This window comes from Sphingobium sp. EP60837 (assembly GCF_001658005.1).
In the GTDB taxonomy this organism is placed as follows: domain Bacteria; phylum Pseudomonadota; class Alphaproteobacteria; order Sphingomonadales; family Sphingomonadaceae; genus Sphingobium; species Sphingobium tyrosinilyticum.
This window is the reverse complement of the sequence record NZ_CP015986.1, coordinates 598,487-616,469: the sequence shown is the minus strand read 5'-3', so window position 1 is coordinate 616,469 and position 17,983 is coordinate 598,487. Positions and strand designations below refer to the sequence as shown.

18 protein-coding genes are annotated in these 17,983 nt (G+C 62.5%); 9 read left to right on the top strand and 9 right to left on the bottom strand.

Features of this window, described 5'->3' with window-relative positions:
* Positions 1-45 precede the first annotated feature (45 nt).
* A complete protein-coding gene (locus tag EP837_RS02885) occupies positions 46-1,626 on the top strand; it encodes a peptide MFS transporter (RefSeq protein ID WP_066524300.1) in 1,581 nt (526 codons plus the stop codon).
* A gap of 4 nt (positions 1,627-1,630) precedes the next feature.
* Here EP837_RS02885 and EP837_RS02880 read toward each other — a convergent pair whose 3' ends face one another.
* On the bottom strand, positions 1,631-2,101 hold the full coding sequence (locus EP837_RS02880; RefSeq protein ID WP_066524299.1) for an SH3 domain-containing protein: 471 nt from the start codon (positions 2,099-2,101) through the stop codon (positions 1,631-1,633).
* 126 nt (positions 2,102-2,227) lie between these two features.
* On the opposite strand from EP837_RS02880, the gene EP837_RS02875 reads away from it, so the two are divergent.
* On the top strand, positions 2,228-3,226 hold the full coding sequence (locus EP837_RS02875; protein WP_066524298.1) for a 2-hydroxyacid dehydrogenase: 999 nt from the start codon (positions 2,228-2,230) through the stop codon (positions 3,224-3,226).
* Here EP837_RS02875 and copD read toward each other — a convergent pair.
* Complete coding sequence (gene copD, locus EP837_RS02870; protein WP_225870568.1) at positions 3,223-4,128, bottom strand: copper homeostasis membrane protein CopD; 906 nt, start codon at positions 4,126-4,128, stop codon at positions 3,223-3,225. The genes EP837_RS02875 and copD overlap by 4 nt on opposite strands.
* 3 nt (positions 4,129-4,131) lie before the next feature.
* Complete coding sequence (gene copC / locus EP837_RS02865) at positions 4,132-4,509, bottom strand: copper homeostasis periplasmic binding protein CopC (protein ID WP_066528572.1); 378 nt, start codon at positions 4,507-4,509, stop codon at positions 4,132-4,134.
* A gap of 139 nt (positions 4,510-4,648) precedes the next feature.
* Here copC and EP837_RS02860 point away from each other — a divergent pair, with 139 nt between their 5' ends.
* The 6 genes from EP837_RS02860 to EP837_RS02835 all read left to right on the top strand — a co-directional run bounded on the left by EP837_RS02860 (position 4,649) and on the right by EP837_RS02835 (position 9,525).
* Positions 4,649-4,915 (top strand): hypothetical protein, encoded by a 267-nt coding sequence (locus EP837_RS02860; RefSeq protein ID WP_066524297.1) that lies wholly within the window; start codon positions 4,649-4,651, stop codon positions 4,913-4,915.
* On the top strand, positions 4,916-5,359 hold the full coding sequence (locus tag EP837_RS02855; RefSeq protein ID WP_066524295.1) for a periplasmic heavy metal sensor: 444 nt from the start codon (positions 4,916-4,918) through the stop codon (positions 5,357-5,359).
* Positions 5,360-5,361: 2 nt separating this feature from the next.
* Complete coding sequence (locus EP837_RS02850) at positions 5,362-5,937, top strand: sigma-70 family RNA polymerase sigma factor (RefSeq protein ID WP_066528569.1); 576 nt, start codon at positions 5,362-5,364, stop codon at positions 5,935-5,937.
* 29 nt (positions 5,938-5,966) lie between these two features.
* The gene (locus EP837_RS02845; RefSeq protein WP_443019123.1) at positions 5,967-7,721 is read left to right on the top strand and encodes a copper resistance system multicopper oxidase; all 1,755 of its coding nucleotides are present in this window, start codon (positions 5,967-5,969) and stop codon (positions 7,719-7,721) included.
* Positions 7,718-8,671 (top strand): copper resistance protein B, encoded by a 954-nt coding sequence (locus tag EP837_RS02840; RefSeq protein WP_066524293.1) that lies wholly within the window; start codon positions 7,718-7,720, stop codon positions 8,669-8,671. The genes EP837_RS02845 and EP837_RS02840 overlap by 4 nt, the downstream gene beginning before the upstream one ends.
* 197 nt (positions 8,672-8,868) lie before the next feature.
* Positions 8,869-9,525, top strand: a complete 657-nt coding sequence (locus tag EP837_RS02835) for a copper resistance protein B (protein WP_197486301.1) — start codon at positions 8,869-8,871, stop codon at positions 9,523-9,525.
* Here EP837_RS02835 and EP837_RS02830 read toward each other — a convergent pair.
* From EP837_RS02830 to EP837_RS02805, 6 genes are all read right to left on the bottom strand, one after another.
* Positions 9,515-10,660, bottom strand: a complete 1,146-nt coding sequence (locus EP837_RS02830; RefSeq protein WP_066524289.1) for a M20 aminoacylase family protein — start codon at positions 10,658-10,660, stop codon at positions 9,515-9,517. The genes EP837_RS02835 and EP837_RS02830 overlap by 11 nt on opposite strands.
* The gene (locus tag EP837_RS02825; protein ID WP_066524286.1) at positions 10,657-11,151 is read right to left on the bottom strand and encodes an Lrp/AsnC family transcriptional regulator; all 495 of its coding nucleotides are present in this window, start codon (positions 11,149-11,151) and stop codon (positions 10,657-10,659) included. Before EP837_RS02825 ends, EP837_RS02830 begins: the two co-directional genes overlap by 4 nt.
* 21 nt (positions 11,152-11,172) lie before the next feature.
* Positions 11,173-12,558: an aspartate aminotransferase family protein gene (locus EP837_RS02820; protein ID WP_066524280.1), complete on the bottom strand. Its 1,386-nt coding sequence runs from the start codon at positions 12,556-12,558 to the stop codon at positions 11,173-11,175.
* Positions 12,559-12,803: 245 nt separating this feature from the next.
* A complete protein-coding gene (locus EP837_RS02815; protein WP_066524278.1) occupies positions 12,804-13,880 on the bottom strand; it encodes a tartrate dehydrogenase in 1,077 nt (358 codons plus the stop codon).
* A gap of 107 nt (positions 13,881-13,987) precedes the next feature.
* Positions 13,988-15,451 (bottom strand): NAD-dependent succinate-semialdehyde dehydrogenase, encoded by a 1,464-nt coding sequence (locus tag EP837_RS02810; RefSeq protein ID WP_066524276.1) that lies wholly within the window; start codon positions 15,449-15,451, stop codon positions 13,988-13,990.
* Positions 15,448-16,305 carry a GNAT family N-acetyltransferase gene (locus EP837_RS02805; RefSeq protein ID WP_066524272.1) on the bottom strand — a complete coding sequence of 286 codons (858 nt, stop codon included), beginning with the start codon at positions 16,303-16,305 and terminating at the stop codon, positions 15,448-15,450. Before EP837_RS02805 ends, EP837_RS02810 begins: the two co-directional genes overlap by 4 nt.
* 200 nt (positions 16,306-16,505) lie before the next feature.
* Between EP837_RS02805 and EP837_RS02800 the strand changes: the two genes are divergently transcribed.
* The gene (locus tag EP837_RS02800) at positions 16,506-17,978 is read left to right on the top strand and encodes an aldehyde dehydrogenase family protein (protein WP_225870566.1); all 1,473 of its coding nucleotides are present in this window, start codon (positions 16,506-16,508) and stop codon (positions 17,976-17,978) included.
* Positions 17,979-17,983: the final 5 nt, after the last annotated feature.

Below are 17,983 nucleotides of genomic sequence, written 5' to 3'. Positions count from 1 at the left end.
TTTCCGCTCTACTTTACGCACAGCATTTGGCCGGACAGGATAGGGATGGCGACCTCACCTACGAACGTAGCGCCCGCAGGCAAGACCTGGCTTGGCCACCCGCGCGGTTTGTTCCTGCTGTTCTTTGTGGAAATGTGGGAACGCTTCTCCTTCTACGGCATGCGTGCGTTGCTGATCTTCTATTTGACGCAGCATTTCCTTTTTTCCGATCGAGACGCGGCGCACTCCTATGGCGCCTACATGTCCCTAGTCTACATCGCGCCGCTGATGGGCGGCTATCTGGCCGACCGCTATCTGGGGCAGCGCAAGGCGGTGCTGTTCGGCGGCATCGTTATCGCAATTGGCCATATCATCCTGGGCCTTGAGGCGGACGGATCAGCCGACAGCATGGGCCTTGGCCTGTTCTGGCTGGGGCTTGCGACGGTGATCATTGGGACAGGATTTCTGAAGGCCAGCGTTTCGGCGCTGGTGGGCCAGCTTTATCCGCGAGACGATATGCGGCGTGATCCCGCCTACACGATCTTCTACATGGGCATCAATGTTGGCGCCACGATCGGCCCGGTGATCTGCGGCTATTTGGGGCAGCGCTGGGGATGGCATTGGGGTTTCGGTGCGGCTTCAGTCGGGATGATTGCCGGAGTCATTGGCTTCGTTCTGGCCAAGCCGCTGCTGCAGGGCGGGGGCGAACCGCCTAATCCGCAACAACTCGCTGAGCGGGTTGGCGGGATAATCAGCCGGGAATGGCTGGTCTATCTGTCGAGCCTGCTTGCTATCCTGTTGTGCTGGGTACTGATCCAACAGCATGCTGTCGTGGGATGGATGCTGGCCGGCGCGAGCGTGCTGATGGTGCTTTACATTTTTTGGGAAGCATTTGGGCGAATGGAGCGCATTGGCCGCGACCGCATGCTGGCGGCGCTGTTCCTGCTGGTCATAAACCCACTATTTTGGGGCCTCTATGAGCAGACGGGGTCGTCGCTCAGCCTATTTACTGATCGTTACGCTAACAGGCATATTCTCGGCTTCGACGTACCGGCATCGATGTTTCAGTCGGTCAATGCCGCCTATATCCTCATCTTTGGACCTGTGATCGCGGCGCTGTGGATCGCACTGGCGAAACGGGGGCGGGAGCCTTCCACGCCCGCGAAGTTCGGGCTGGCGCTGGCGCTGGTTGGTGCGGGCTTCCTGATCCTGGTGGCGGGAACGGGCGCGCCGGAGACTCTGACGCCGGTGCTGTTCATCTTCCTTCTCTATCTCTGCCACACCCTGGGCGAGCTATGTCTGTCGCCGGTGGGGCTGTCGGCAATGTCGAAGCTCGCGCCTTCGCGGATGATCGGCCTGATGATGGGGATATGGTTCCTGGCGATGGCGCTTGGCGAATATGCCGCCGGGATGATCGCTGCGGCTACGGGGGGTGAGGCAGGCGCGGCTTCGCGCGATGGCGTTCTTTCGGTTTATAGCCAGATCGGATGGTGGTCGATCGGCATCGGCATAGTGGTCATGGCTATCGCGCCCATGGTGAAGCGTCTGATGCATGCGGACCAATTCGGCGGCGAAGAAGGCGCCGAGGCCGAAGCTCAGCGCGACAGCTTCGCCATCGTCGATCGCGAAGGTGAAGCGCAGACCTGAACCATCAGGAGGTCGCGCCCCATATATCGGTGGCTCGGACGAAACCGCGCTGCCCACCTACATCAAAGCCGCACCAGCCGTCGCTGCATGATGACAACCGGCCGACCACGCCCTTTTCCGCGCGGAAAACGGTGCGGGCGCCCTCGCTTGCGGACTGGCGCATCGGAGCGATCGATGCCGTAACAATGGCCGTGGGCGTGTCGCTCAGCAGACGGACGTGCATCCAACCTTGAGCGCCGCTGGGGTCCTCTATCTTGCGCCAGAGGCCAAGCACCTGCACGACCTTCACGGGCAGGTCGCGACGGCGATAGACCCAGCTGGATGGATAATCGAGGCTGGGCCCGACGCGCATCCGCGCCTCATCCTGACTGAGTGAGGCCCAATAAGGGACAGGCTTGGCTGGTGAGGCGGATGTGCCGCTTGCAATGCATAGCGCGGCGGCGGCGATGCCTGCGCGCGGCAAATAGCCCTTCATGCCTGATCTTTTCCCTTCATGTGCCCGGCCCTTTATAGCGGCTGACAGAGGCGACCGACAACCATTGTCTTTGGCGGGAAGTACAAGGTGCTTGACCATCGCTGCCACCAGGAATAGCGGCCAAGCATGGCCAAGAAACCGCGTCCCGCCAAGCCGCGTGTCGTCGTGACACGCCGCCTGCCTCCCAATGTGGAGGCGCGGATGGCCGAACTGTTTGACGCGGTCTTCAATGTTGGCGACGTGCCGATGGATCGCACGGCGCTGACCCGCGCCATGGCGCAATGCGACGTGCTGGTGCCCGCCGTCACCGATCAGATCGATGCAGCGCTGATCGCGGCTGCGCCGGAAAGGCTGCAGTTGATCGCGAGCTTTGGCAGCGGCGTTGATCATATCGATCTCGGCGCGGCGCGGCGGAAGGAGATCATCGTCACCAACACACCCGGCGTGCTGACCGAAGATACAGCCGACATGACGATGGCGCTGATCCTGTCAGTGCCCCGCCGGCTGGCGGAAGGGGAAAAGCTGGTGCGGTCGGGCGCTTGGCCCGGCTGGAGCCCTTCGGGTATGCTGGGACATCGCATCGGCGGCAAGAAGCTGGGCATCATCGGCATGGGCCGGATCGGCCGGGCGGTGGCCAAGCGCGCGGCTGCGTTTGGGCTGTCGATCGCTTATCACAATCGTCACCGCTTGCCGTTTGAGGTGGAGCAAGAACTGAGCGCCACCTGGCATCCCGAACTGGATTCTCTGCTGCGCGAAAGCGACATCGTGTCGATCAATTGTCCGCTCAATGCAGACAGCCGGGGCATGATCGATGCGCGCCGCATCGCGCTCATGCGGCCGGATGCCTATCTCATCAATACTTCACGTGCCGAGATCACGGATGAACCAGCGCTGATCGCGGCGCTGGCCGAGGGCCGGATCGCAGGGGCGGGGCTCGACGTATATACGCATGAACCTGCGGTCGATCCGCGGCTGCTGGCGCTGTCCAACGTCGTGCTGTTGCCTCATATGGGATCGGCTACTTTCGAGGGACGGGACGCAACGGGCGCGCGAGTGATCGCGAATATCCGCAGTTGGGCAGACGGACACCGGCCGCCTAATCAGGTGCTGGAAGGCTGGATCTAGCCACCCAGCGGGTCGAGGGTGCCGAGCGCAGCGACCAACGCCAGGATACCCAAAGCCATGATCGTTTCAAAGGTCAGCGACATACGCAACCGAGCCTGGGCAGATGCGAGGTCGCCGGAACTGGCGGCCCGTGTGAGGGCTGGCGTCAGGCGCCAGCGATTGGCTGCAGCCAGGATGAGCATACCGCCGAACAGCGCGATTTTCGCCAGCAGCAGCCAGCCATAGAGGCTGTGCAGCAGGAGCGGGAGATTGGCGAAGCCAACGATCATCACGCTGTTGATCGCACCGCTGACGATGAGGGTGATCACGAACAAGGTGCCGAACAGCGAAAAACGATGGAGCATGAGTGCAGTCTGCTCTGTTTCCTGCACATCCGATGCACTGCAGAAAATTCTGGTTAGTAGAGCCAGCAGCGCGCCCACCCAAGCGGACGCGGCGAGGATGTGAAGGACGTCCGCCGCCCGGTGGACCGTTCCAGCCACGCCTTCGGTTGCGCCTGCATGACCTGACCAGGCGAGAGTGGCTGCTGCCACCGTTGCGAGCAGGGCGATGGTGACGGGTGGTCCGTCCGCTCTCCGCGAGACGAGCGGAAGCATTAGGATCAGGAGCAACGCGACCGCGCGCACGCCCAAGAGCGGGCCGATCATGGTCTCGCGCAGTAGGATGTCCACCACGCTCCAGTCAGGAGCGAACACGGAAGTTCCAGCCATAGCGGCAGCGGTGGCGAGCAGCCATAGCGCCGAAAAGGCAATGCCGCCAAAGGCAAGCACTGCCAGAATGCCGCGGGCTCCGGCACCAGTGCCCTTGCGCATGCTCCACCAGAATAGTGGGAGCCCAGCGAGAGCCGCTAAGTCGGCGTAAAGGCCGAATCGCGTGGCGACGAGGAGCCCGTCGATCGGCACGGGTTACTTTACCGAGAAACTGTATTTGCCCGCGATCTTATGTTGATCAGCGCCGACGATATGCCAGCTAAGATCATAGCTACCCGCCGGAAGCGCGCGGGGTAGGGTGATGGCCAAGGTTTTGCCATCGCCTTCAACAGCAGTCTTGAAGCCCTTGATCGGCATCGGCGCATGATCGGCCATCCCCGGCATGCCGGTCATGGTGAGATCAACGCCGCTCAGAGGAGCGAGCAGCTTTTCGGAAAAAGTCAGCGTCAGCTTGTTCGGTTTGGCGACGGTGGCGTTCGCGGCAGGGTTAGAGGAAAGCAGCTTGGGATGCGCCATAGCCACGGCGGGGAGGGTGGCAAGCGCGACGGCGGCGGTGAACAGGATACGGCGCATGGAACTCATCTCCAATCGGGTTGCGATTAGGGATATTACGCGGCGGATTATGTCACCCCTCGACGGACGTGCATAAATTTTTGCATGAGGGATTGGCGGGCGGCGAGCGTATCCTGGGCGTGTATAGGGAGTGTGAGTGATGAGCGACCTTGATCAATGGCTTGGCCAACTCCGCGCAGCGCCAACGGATCCTCGTCTCGCGATGATGGATGAGGCGGTAATGGCAGGCGTTGCCCATCGCCGGGAGCGTGCAGTTGCGCGGCGCAGTCTGGCGCTGGCGGGGATCATGGCCATTGGCATTGGCTGGGTCAGCAGCGTGGTGCCGGGTAGCCCGGCTCAGGCAGCGTCGCAGCCAGTAGTGATTGGCATGTCCGATTACGCGCCGTCACGTTTGTTGGGCCAGTAAATGGTGAAGGGGGCAGGGCGATATGGGCTGGTCGCGCTGGTCGCCTTTGCGGCGGCTTTGGCGGCGGTGCTGGTGGCGCGCGTCTGGATCGCTCCGCAGCCTCGGGTGGAAAGCGAGGTCCACTCCCTCATCCACAAGAAGTTGAAGCTGGACGAGAGTCAGGAACGGCGCATCCATGCGCTGGAGGCGGATTTCGCCAAGCGGCGTGCTGCGATGGAAGCGGAGATGCGCGCCGACAACGCCCGGCTGGCGCAGGCGATAGCGGCCGAGCATGGCTATGGCCCTCAGGTGAGCGAGGCGGTCGATCGTTCGCATCATGTCATGGGGATGCTGCAGAAAGAGACGCTGAAGCATATCTTCGCCATGCGTGCGGTGCTGCGGCCCGATCAGGCCGCGCAATTTGATGCCGCGGTCGTCAAGGTTCTGACCGACCCAGGGCGGTGAACCTGCCGCTTTCCCAACAAAGCGATGCCGAGCTGGCCTCGTCGGCGCTTGCCGGGCAGCAGAGCGCCTATGGCGAGCTGATGCGACGGCATCGCGACGGTGTATTCCGGCTAGCGCGGGGGCATGTGGGCGACGCGACCGAGGCGCTGGACATTACGCAGGAAACATTCATTGCCGCCTTCGCTGCGTTGACCCGCTATGACGGCGCGCGCCCTTTCCGGCTGTGGATCGCGCGGATCGCGATCAATAAGTGCCATGACTGGGCCCGGCGGCGTGCGGTGCGCCGCTTCTTCACCTTCGCCCGACCCATTGAGGAAGCTGTTGCCGTCGCGGATGACGCGTTGACGCCGGAGCGCGAGCTTCAATCGCGCGCGGAACTGGCACAAATCCATGCGGCTATCGCGGCACTACCTGGCAACCTCAAGGATGTGCTGTTGCTGCGGACCATCGAGGGAATGAGTCAAGCGGAAGCGGCGCAAGCGCTGGGAGTGAGCGAAAAGGCCGTGGAGACACGCCTTTACCGGGCGCGCAACAAATTGGCCGAACAATTGAGGGATGTCGGCTTGGTCCGCGTATAAGGGGGATCATCCCTTTTGCAGAGCATTTCATGCCCTTGTCCCTACCTGATATTGATCGCCGCAGCTTGATCCGTGGTCTGGGCGGCGTTGGCGGCGCGCTGGCGCTGGCCCGTGTCTTTCCAGCTTGGGCGCGGAGCGGCACGGCTGGGCTTGCGCCTGCGCCCGGTGTGCTGAGCGGCGAGCAGATTGCATTAAACGTGGGGGAGAGCCACTTTTCGATCGGCGGGCGCTCGGCCCATGCGGTAATGATCAACGGCACGCTGCCCGCGCCGCTAATCCGGTTGAAGGAAGGGCAGAATGTCCGACTGTCCGTCACCAATCAGCTGAAGGAAGACACATCAATCCATTGGCATGGATTGATCGTGCCGTTCCAAATGGACGGAGTGCCGGGAGTAAGCTTCCCCGGTATCCGGCCCGGTAAGACCTTCACCTATGAATTTCCGATCCGCCAGTCTGGCACCTATTGGTATCACAGCCATTCGGGGATGCAGGAGGCAACTGGCCACTACGGGCCGATCGTGATCGATCCCGCTGGCGTCGATCCTGTGCAAAGCGAGCGCGAGCATGTGATCGTCCTGTCCGACTGGAGTCCGGTCCATCCGCACGTGCTGCTGAAGCGGCTGAAGCAATCCGGCGGCTATTTCAACATGCAGCGGCAGACACTGGCGGGTTTGATGGCGGGTAAGGACCAGAGCGCGAAGGAGCGGCTCGAATGGGGCGCGATGCGGATGGACCCGACTGACATTTCGGACGTCACCGGCTCCACCTACAGCTTCCTCGTCAACGGCCATGGCACGGCGGAGAATTGGACGGGGCTGTTTATGCCCGGTGAGCGCGTGCGGCTGCGGATCATAAATGCCGCGGCCATGACCAACTTCAACGTGCGGTTGCCGGGACTGTCGATGACGGTGGTGCAGTGCGACGGCCAGCATGTCCAACCCGTCGAAACGGACGAGTTTCAGATAGGCATCGCCGAAACCTATGATGTGGTGGTGCAGCCCAAAGAGGCGAAGGCTTACGGGCTGATTGCGGAGGCGATCGATAGGTCCGGGCTGGTGCGGGCGACTTTGGCGCCGCGCATCGGGATGGTGGCGGAGGTGCCGGCGGTGCGCGAAAGGCCGCTGCTGGGCATGAAGGATATGGGCATGGACATGTCCGGCATGGACATGGGGCAGGGAGGCGTCATCGACCTCAGCCAGCCTGCCAATGAAAGCATGGCGGGGCATTCGATGAAGATGCTCGATCCTTCTGTCGCACCCCAGGTGAAGATGGGGCCGGGCGTAGCGACGCTCTCCCCCATGCCCGCCGATCGGACGGCGGATCGACCGACCGGGCTGGAGAATGTCGAGCATCGGGTGCTGACCTATGCTGATCTGAAGTCGCTGGAACCTTTCAAGGACACGCGGACGCCGACGCGGACATTAGACATTCACCTCACCGCGAACATGGAGCGCTATATGTGGTCCTTCGACGGGGTGAAGCTGTCCGACGGTGCTGAGCCGATCGCCTTCCGCCATATGGAGCGGGTGCGCGTGAACCTGATCAACGACACGATGATGCCGCATCCCATTCATTTGCACGGCCACTTCTTCCAACTGGTGACCGGTGCGGGTGCGCATGATCCGGTCAAGCATACGGTGAATGTGCTACCCGGGGGGAAGGTGAGCTTCGACCTTACCGCTGATGCGCTGGGGGATTGGGCGTTCCATTGCCATATGCTGATGCACATGCACAGCGGGATGATGCGCGTCGTGACCGTGCGGCATGAAGGAGGGACGGCATGAAGATGCTGATTTCCGCCGCCACATTCCTGCTGGCATCCGCTTCGGTTCCTGTATGGGCGCAGGAAATGGATCATAGTCAGATGGACCATGGAACTGTCGGACCTGCCGAGCAATCGGAGGCGCAGGATCGCTCAGCCCATCAGGCCGCAGAATCGCCCGCTGCGGCCGATCCTCACGCCGGTCACACCATGGCGGCCCCCGGCGACGCCATCCCCAAGGGCGAGGCGCCGCCCGCCCCGACCGATCATGCCGCCGAAGCTTTTTACAGCCGGGCGGACATGGCGCGAGCGCGTGCCGCGATGCTGAAGGAAAGCGGCGGCATGACCTTCTCGCAGATCATGCTCGACCGGCTGGAATATCGCATGGGCAAGGGTGCGGACGGCTACCATTGGGAAGGCGAAGGCTGGGTCGGCGGCGACATCAATCGCTTCGCCTTCAAGACCGAAGGTGAGGGCGAAATTGGCGGCCGCCTGGAAAGCGCGGAGGTTCAGGCGCTTTACAGCCGCGCCATCGATCCCTGGTTCAATCTGGAAGCGGGGGTGCGGCACGATTTCCGGCCCGACCCCGACCGGACCTATGCGGTTGTCGGTATCGAAGGGCTTGCCCCCTACTGGTTCGAGGTTGGGGCACAGGCTTTTCTGTCCACCAAGGGCGACGCGCGTCTGCGGTTGGAGGCGAGCTATGACCAGCGCATCACGCAGCGTCTGATCCTGCAGCCAGCCGCCGAGCTAAATATAGCTGCGCAGGATGTGCCCGAACTTGGCATTGGTTCGGGCCTCTCCGATGTCGAACTGGGTTTGCGACTGCGCTATGAATTCGCGCGGGAATTCGCGCCCTATCTGGGGATCAATTGGGAGCGGAAACTCGGCGATACCGTGCGTTTGGCGCGGGCAGAGGGGGAGAGTGCATCGACTACGAGCCTGGTCATGGGCGTACGATTCTGGTTCTAAAAGCCGGTGCGGCATGATCTGCTGCAGCTTCAAGACAACTTATCATGATTGGCGGCTTAGCGCCGTTGCTTCGCGCTTATGCTCTGCCGATCGCGGCTAATCTGATCTTGGACAACAATTGATCAAGGTAGATCGTGGGCCACGCCTTCCTCTGTTCCCTCATTGGCATTTGCGCTCTCGCCGCGGCGGAGCCCGTGTTGGCGCAAGAGCCCGCCGAAGAGGACAAGGCTGCGCTCAGCGGCGGCTTCGACTTCATTGAAGTGCGCGCAGGCAAAGGCGACGAGATATTCCTGTGGGACGGCAGCTTTTCCTACGGTGACAGCACCGACCAGCTGATGTTGATGGTGGAAGGTGGCGGGGCGGTCGGTAATCGTATCGACGATGTGCAGGCGCGGCTTCTCTATGGCCGATCCATCAGCGACAATGTCGTGCTGCTGGCGGGGGTACGGCATGATTTCCAGCCTCATCCGCATGACAGCTACGCAATGGTTGGTGTGCAGGGGTCGATTGGATCGCGCGTGAGCTGGGAGGGCTATGCTTTTCTGTCCGACGATGGGCTGGTGACCGGAGACGCACAGGTCATTTATCAGCTGCCGATTACGGATAAGATCTATATCGAGCCCCGCGCCGCGATTGCCTGGTCAGCGCAGAGGGTGGAAGCGGACGGCGTGGGCGCTGGTTTCACTGACGCGGAGGCGTCGGTGCGGCTGCGCTTCCGCCTTAATGACAAGATCAACGCCTTTGTCGGTGTGGCGCATGAGCGATTGCTGAGCGACAGCCGCGAGCTTGCTCGCGCGCAGGGCGAGACGCTGCAATCGACGATGGCGGTCGCAGGCTTCGGCTTCAGCCTTTAGCGAGATACCGTTCGGCGAGCGCGACATGCAGACGGATGCCGATGCCCAGCACATCGTCGTTAAAGTCGTAATGCGGGTTATGGAGCGGCACGGAGCCTTCCGCTTGCGCTTGGCCTAGCCAGATATATGCGCCCTTGCACGCTTGCAGCATGAAAGCGAAGTCTTCCGAGGTGAAGGCGGGTTCGGGCGCCAGTTGCGCAGTTCCTACTGTCGCGGCGGCGTCCAGCGCTTCCTGCGCGGCTTCTGCATCGTTGATCGTAGCGGGATAATAGCGCTGATAGTCGACCGTCGCGGTCACACGATTGGCGAGCGCCACCCCTGCGGCGATGCTACGGATCGCATCTTCGATCACATCCTGCACATTGGGGTCGAAGGTGCGAACGGTGCCGCTGACCTTCACCTCTGCCGGGATCACATTATGCGTGTGGCCGCCGTGTATCTGGGTGATCGACAGCACTGCCGAGGCGGTTGGCGTGATGCGGCGCGCGACGATGCTGTTGAGTTGCATCACCAAGCTGGCTGAAGCGAGAATGGCGTCCGGCGTGTCCTGCGGGATCGCTGCATGGCCGCCGCGGCCTTCCAATATGATTTCGAACTTGTCGGCAGCGCCCATGATTGGACCGGGACGCGTGGCGATCGTCCCAGCGGGCAGGTCCGGCCAATTGTGCAGGCCGAAGACGCGGTCGCATGGGAAGCGCTCGAACAGCCCCTCCTTCACCATTTCGCGCGCGCCGCCCAGGCCCTCTTCGGCGGGCTGGAAGAAGAAGTTTACGGCGCCGTCGAAGTTGCGGCTTCGGACGAGGTGCTGCGCTGCGCCCAGGAGCATCGCGACATGGCCATCATGACCGCAGCCATGGAAAGTGCCTTCGGTCTTGCTGGCATAGGGCAGGTTGGTTTGCTCATGGATCGGCAATGCGTCCATGTCGGCGCGCAGCCCGATGCGGCGGGTGGAAGTGCCGTTCCGCAATACTGCAACGACGCCGGTGCCGCCGATCCCCTCATGCACTTCGAGACCCAGCGCCCGAAGTTGCTCTGCGATACGGCCCGCCGTTCGGTGTTCGCAAAAACCCAGTTCGGGATGCGCGTGAATGTCGCGGCGGAGAGCGATCAGGGGTTCGAGAAGGTCGTCGATCATTTCTGTTCGCCGAAAAGATGCTGGATCGGATAGTGATGTTTTATGAAAGGCGATTTGATCACGACATAGCTGAAATATTTTTCGATCCCATAGTCGCTTTCCAGCATCCCCTCGATAATCGACTGATAATGGGCGACGCCTCGCGTCACGAACTTCAGCAGATAATCATAGCCGCCGCTGACAAGATGACACTCGACGATCTCGTCCAGCTTGCGGATGCGCGTCTCAAAGCGGGAGAAGTCACCCGCCCGATGTTCCGTCAGGGTGACTTCAGTGAAGACGGTCAGGAATTCGCCGAGCTTGTGCAGGTTGATATGAGCGCCATAGCCGGTGATGTAGCCCGCCTTTTCCAGCCGCTTGACGCGGGTGAGGCAAGGGCTGGGCGACAGGCCCACCGCGTCGGCCAGTTCGACATTGGTGATGCGGCCGGATTGCTGAAGCTGCGTCAGGATCTTGAGGTCGATCCGGTCCAGTCTTGGGCCACCCAACATGCGCTTGATCCCCCCTGTTTCTTATCCCACCGCCGCGCGAATATCTGCCTCTTCCAGCAGATCGTCGAGCGTTTTCCGAATGCGTGCGAAGATCTCGTCCATCTCCTCATCCGACGCGCAGAGAGCAGGGGCGAGGCCGATAATGTTGTCGGGAAAGGAACGGAAGATGACGCCGTTCTTATAGCCTTGCGCGAAGAGGCGGTCGGGGATTTTGAGGGCGGAATCCAGCCGTGCCTTGCTGTCCTTGTCAGCCACAAGCTCGATCGCGCCGAGGAGCCCGCGACCGCGTGTGTCGCCTACCAGCGGATGGTCCGCGATGGCATTGAGGCCCGCGGCGAAGCGCCTGCCGACGCTCCGCCCGTTCGCGAGGATGCCGCCTTCAGTATAGAGGCGCAGCACTTCCAGGCCCACTGCCGCGCTGACGGGATGTCCGGAATAGGTGAAGCCGTGTCCGATCGCGAGTTCAGGGGCGGCTCCGTTGGCGATGCCCTGATAGACTTTGTCCGACATGAGCAGTGCGCCCATCGGCGCGTAGCCGGCAGTCAGGCCCTTGGCGAGCGTCATGAGGTCGGGGGTGACGCCTTCTTCCTCGCAGGCGAAGAGAGGGCCGGTGCGGCCGAAGCCGGTGATGACTTCATCGGCGACGAAGAGGATGTCGAGTTCCGTGCATGTGTCGCGAAGGGCCTTGAGCCAGCCCTTGGGCGGAACGATGACGCCGCCCGAACCCTGGATCGGTTCGCAGAAGAAGGCGGCGACATTATCCGCGCCCAGTTCAGCCACCTTGTCCTTTAGCTGCTGAACCGAGCGAGCGATGATCGCGGCGTCGTCGGTTAGTTCGCTGCGATAGGGGTAGGGCGAGGGAATATGATGCTGCCAGGCGTGGGGCAGATCGAACAGGCGGTGGAAATTTGACAGGGCGGTCAGGCCAGCGCCGGTGGTGCTGGAGCCGTGATAACCGCGGTCGAGGGCGATGAATTGCTTCTTGGAAGGACGGCCGATGGCGTTGAAATAATGGATGATGTAGCGAATTGCAGAGTCTACAGCGTCGGAGCCGCCCAGGGTAAAGTAAACATGGTCCAGTCCTTCGGGGCTGAGGTCTGCTAGCTTCTGGGCCAAGCGAACTGTTGTTTCGCAGCCGAAATGAAAATATCCGGTCGCATAAGGAAGCTGGCGCATCTGCGCGGCGGCGGCTTCGACGATGCTGTCCTGACCATAGCCGACATTGACGCACCAGAGGCCCGCGAAAGCGTCGAGCAGCTGATTGCCGTCCATGTCCGTCAGCCACATGCCCTTACCGCTTTGCAGCAGGGTCGCGCCGCGCGCTTCATGGGCGCGGAAGGAGGTGACGGGATGGATCAGATGGTCGCGGTCGATATCGAGCAGGGACCGGTTCGATTTCAGCGTCATCGGGTAACTCGCGGTGTTGTCTGTTGGAGTCAGACTAGCTCGCTGTGATGGCCGGATTAGCCGATTTCATAGGACGGATGGGAAGGGCGCGGTTTTTTGGGGAAGTGGTGCGGCATTTTGTGCTGCGGGATGAAATGCCCGCATTCGTCACCCCGGACTTGATCCGGGGTCCCGCTGCCCGGTTAAGGTGCAGGCTTGAAGAGAAGGGGAACCCCGGGTCAAGCCCGGGGTGACGGCTGTGGTGGTTAGCCCAATGCCTCTGCGATCGCCTTGCCACATTCCACGGTGCTGGCCTTGCCCTTTAGGTCGCCGGTCCGCAGTGCCGGTTCAGCGAGTACCGATCCCACCGCGCGCATGATGGCGGCGGCGGCTTCCGTTTCGCCCAGATGTTCCAGCATCATGGCGGCGGACCAAATCTGGCCGACCGGATTGGCGATGCCCTTGCCCGCAATATCGGGGGCGGAGCCGTGGACCGGTTCGAACAGGGATGGCGCGGTGCGATCGGGGTTGATGTTGCCCGATGGGGCGACGCCGATGGTGCCGGTGCAGGCGGGGCCGAGATCGGAGAGAATGTCGCCGAAAAGGTTGGAGGCGACAACCACATCGAACCGATCGGGGTTCAGCACGAACTGAGCGGTCAGAATGTCGATATGATATTTGTCGTGGGTGACGGTGGGGTAGTTTTTCGCCATCTCCTCCACGCGCTCGTCCCACCAGGGCATGGTGATGGCGATGCCGTTGGACTTGGTGGCGGAGGTGACATGTTTGCGCTCCCGCGTCGCCGCAAGCTCGAAGGCATAGCGCAGGACGCGGTCGGTGCCGTGGCGCGTCATCACCGTTTCCTGGATCACGACTTCGCGCGCGGTGCCGGGGAACATCTTGCCGCCGACCGAGCTATATTCGCCCTCCGTATTCTCACGCACGACCCAGAAGTCGATATCGCCCGGTTCACGGCCCACGAGTGGGCAGGGAACCCCAGGCATCAGGCGAACGGGGCGCAGGTTGACATATTGGTCATATTCGCGCCGGAACTGGAGCAGCGACCCCCAAAGCGAGATATGATCGGGCACCGTATTGGGCCAGCCGACCGCGCCGAAGAAGATCGCGTCCGGGTTGCCAATCTGCGCCTTCCAGTCATCGGGCATCATCTGGCCATGCTTGGCGTAATAGTCGCAGCAGGCGAAGTCCTGCCATTTCTGCTCGATCGAGAAGCCGTAGAGGCTGGCGGCGCGTTCCAGGATACGGATGCCTTCGGGCATCACTTCCTTGCCAATGCCGTCGCCGGGGATGACGGAGATGCTGTAGTTGCGGTTGGCGGACATGGCCTGCTCCCGTTCGCCCTGGGCCTATCGAAGGGCTGTTCTTTATTGAGAAGTAGAGGGCTTCGACAGGCTTAGCCCGAACGGAGAAGATGTGGGTTTGATGGACGTTAGAGCTTCAAACCACCGACATGGAATGTCTTAGTCTCCAGATATTCCTCGATCCCCGCATGCGCGCCTTCGCGACCAAGGCCGGACATCTTTACGCCGCCGAAGGGGGCCATCTCCATCGAGATGCCGCCGGTGTTGAGCGCCACCATACCTGCTTCCAGCCGCTCCGCCACGCGGAAGGCGCGGTGCAGATTTTCGGTGTAGAAATAGCTGGCGAGGCCATAGCTGGTGCCGTTGGCGATCTCGATCCCTTCCTCTTCATGGGTGAAGCGGAACAGGGGCGCGACCGGGCCGAAGGTTTCTTCATCAGCGAGGCGCATGTCGCGGGTTGCGCCGGTCAGGATGACCGGAGTGGCGAAGCGTTCGCCGGTTGCCCCTTCCGGAGCCTGGGCGAAAATCTTTGCGCCATGGGCGAGCGCGTCATCGACATGGGCCTTCACCTTTTCGACCGCTGCGCGGTTGATGAGCGGGCCGATGGTGCTGCCCGGCTGATCGCCCGGCGCGACCTTTAGCGCGGAAACGGCCTTGGCAAGGCGTTCGGCGAAGGCGTCATGGATGCCGTCCTGCACCAATATGCGATTGGCGCAGACGCAGGTCTGGCCCGCATTGCGGAACTTGCTGGCCATGGCGCTGGCGACGGCCAGGTCGAGATCGGCATCGTCGAACACGATCAGCGGCGCGTTGCCGCCAAGTTCCAAGCTGAGCCGCTTGATGGTGTCGGCCGACTGCCGCATCAGCAGCGCGCCGACGCGGGTGGAGCCGGTGAAGGACAATTTGCGCACGATCGGGCTGGACGTCATGACGCCGCCAATGGCGGTGGCGTTGCCGGTGACGACGCTGAAGACCCCTGCGGGGAAGCCTGCATCCTCCGCCAGTTTGGCGAGGGCCAGAGCGGAATAGGGGGTGAGTTCGGACGGCTTCACCACGACCGGGCAACCGGCCGCCAGGGCGGGCGCGCATTTGCGGGTGATCATCGCCGCCGGGAAATTCCAGGGAGTGATCGCGGCGGAGACGCCCACCGGCTCCTTCATGACGAGGATGCGGCGATTGGCTTCGGGCGCGGGAATGATCGCGCCATCAATGCGGCGGGCTTCTTCCGCGAACCATTTGATGAAGGTCGCGGCGTAGCGAATCTCGCCCTCCGATTCCGCGATAGGTTTGCCCTGCTCGGCGGTCATGATGCAGGCGAGGTCGGTGATATTGTCCAGAACCAACGCGTGCCAGCGTTCGAGCAATGCAGCCCGGTCGGCGGCCGTGCGGGCGCGCCAAGCCGGGTAGGCAGCCTCTGCGGCGGCGATGGCGGCCTGCGTTTCCGCCTCTCCACAGTCGGGAATCGTGCCTATCACCGCGCCGGTCGCCGGATTATCGACCGGCAGGGTGGCGCCAGACCGAGCACCGGTCCATTCGCCGCCGATGAAGGCGCGTTCGATCAGCAGCGCGGAATTGTTGAGGGAGAGAGTCATCCGAGGGCCTGCGTCGTAAGAGAGAAAATCCTGAGCTCGGGGTCCGCCTTCGGGTGCTGGCCACGAGTCATGCGCATGACGCGGCCAACGCAGGGTAGGCCAAGTTCATCAAGCCAGCCGGAAAGGCCGCTTTCTTCCGGCACATCGAGGCGGCAGAAGATGCCGCTGTTCGAGCCGAGCCAGTGCGAAATCAGCGCCTTCGCGCCGCCGGTGTCCGGCGCGATGGTGGGGCCGACGACATAGCCCCGGCCGAAGCGGCGGAAGAGGGCAAAGCCTACCGGCTCATTGCTGCGCGTCAGCACCACGCCCTGCGCGCCCGGCACCAGCGCATCGAGCAGCTTGTCGCGGTCCATGCCGGTAGCGCGGCGAGCGAGGGTGCGCAGAACGTCCATATCCTTGTTTCCCAGCGGACGGACGCGTTCGTCGGGGATGAGTTCCGCCATGGGGACGGCAAAGGCCGCGCCCTGGTGCTGAAAGATGGAGCCCATCGGTTCAAAGCCCATCTTGCGATAGAGCGGCAAGCCTTCATCCGTGGCGTTCAGCATCACCGTGCGGCCCTTCAGATCATCGAGCACCGCGTCCATCAGACGGCGGCCAATACCCATGCCCTGCGCGTTGGGCGAGACGATAACCATGCCGAGAGTGGCGGTATCTTCCCCATAGAGCCAGCTCATCGCGGTGCCGACGATCTCGCCATCGCGCTCCGCTACATAACCGGAGCCAAGCGAGAACATCATCTCCCAATCCTCGATCCGGTGCGGCCATTTCTGTTCGTGGGAAAGGTCGTGGGCGGCGGCCAAATCCTCGGCGGTCATGCGCCTCAGGTCCACCATCGCCTCTATGCCTGTCGCCATGCGTGTTGCTCCTTGGCGGATAGGGAAACCGCCTCTGGTTCATGAATCGATGAACGGATATTAGGGTGCGCGGACAAGCATTGGCTGCTGCCTTCTCATTTTTTTTGGAACATTATCGCGTCGGCTTTCCCGCGCAAGCACCGCAAATGCCGCAGCACTGCCCTAATTTAACGCGAAGACGCGTAGCAGGAGATTATGCCGTGGACGGTTTCAACCCCGATCTGATCAGCGTGGGAAGCGCCAACAATTTCATCGCCGGGTGCCGGGTTCAGGGACGCGGCGAAGGGATCGTCGTGCGCCGGCCATCTGACGGGCGGGTGCAGGTGGAACTGGATTGCGCGGATGCGGGGCAATTGGCCGAAGCGGTGGAAAATGCGCAGGCGGCCTACAATAAGAGCGGTTGGGCGCAGACCGACCCGCGCGGGCGAATGAAGGTGCTGCGGCGCTGGGCCGACCTGATCGATGCAGATGCGGCGACGCTGGCCCCGCTGGAGGCGCTGGGATCGACGCGGACGATTGGCGAGATCAACGGCTGGGATTTGAGTTACACTGCCGAGACTGTCCGCTTCTTCGCCGAATGGGCCGACAAGATCGGCGGCGAGGTCGCAGCGACGACGCCTGACAAGCTGGGGCTGACCATTGCGGAACCTTATGGCGTGGTGGCGGCGATCGCGCCCTGGAACCTGCCGCTGGTGATGTCGGCGTGGAAGATCGCGCCCGCCATTGCTGCTGGCAATTCGGTGGTGTTGAAGCCTTCGGAAATGACGCCGTTCAGCATCGTGCGGCTGGCCGAACTGGCGATCGAGGCCGGGTTGCCGGCGGGCGTGTTCAACATCGTGCAGGGCGATGGGCGCTCTGTCGGCGATCCGCTCGTGCGGCGGGCGGAGGTAGCGAAGGTGACCTTTACCGGGTCCACCCGCACGGGCGCGGCGATCATGGCCGCTTGTGCGGAGACTGGACCCAAGCCGGTGACGCTGGAACTGGGCGGGAAGAGCCCGCAGATCGTCTTTGCCGATGCGGGGCTGGACAAGGCGGCGGCGCTGGTTGCTCGGGCTATTACGCTCAATGCGGGGCAGGTGTGCGTAGCGGGGTCTCGACTGCTGGTGCAGGAGAAGGTGGCGGATCAGGTCATCGACCGGGTTCTGGCGGCCTTCGCCGCGCATAAGGCGGGGCCGACCTGGCGGATGGATACGACGCTGGGGCCGATTATATCGGAAGGCCAGCTCGATCGGATGGACGGCATCGTGAAGCGGGCCATTGCAGAGGGCGCGGAGGTGCTGGCTGGCGGTGGACGGGCGACTTCGCCGCAGGAGGGGAGCTATTTCGCGCCGACGCTGCTGCGGAATGTGGAGCAGAAAAGCGAGGTGGTGCAGGGCGAGATTTTCGGGCCGGTGCTGACAGTCCAGACCTTCAGTGACGAGGAAGAGGCCTATGCGCTCGCCAATGACAGCGACTATGGGCTGGCGGCCGGGGTGCATACTGGTGATGTCGCGCGGGCTTTGAGGGCTACACGCTCGCTGGAGGCGGGGACGGTGTGGGTGAACCGCTATGGGCGGAGCAACGACTTCATACTGCCGACGGGCGGATACAAACAGTCGGGTATCGGGAAGGATCTGGGTAGGGAAGCCTATGTGGCGAACCTCAAGATGAAGACGGCGTTGATCGAGTTTTGATAGCC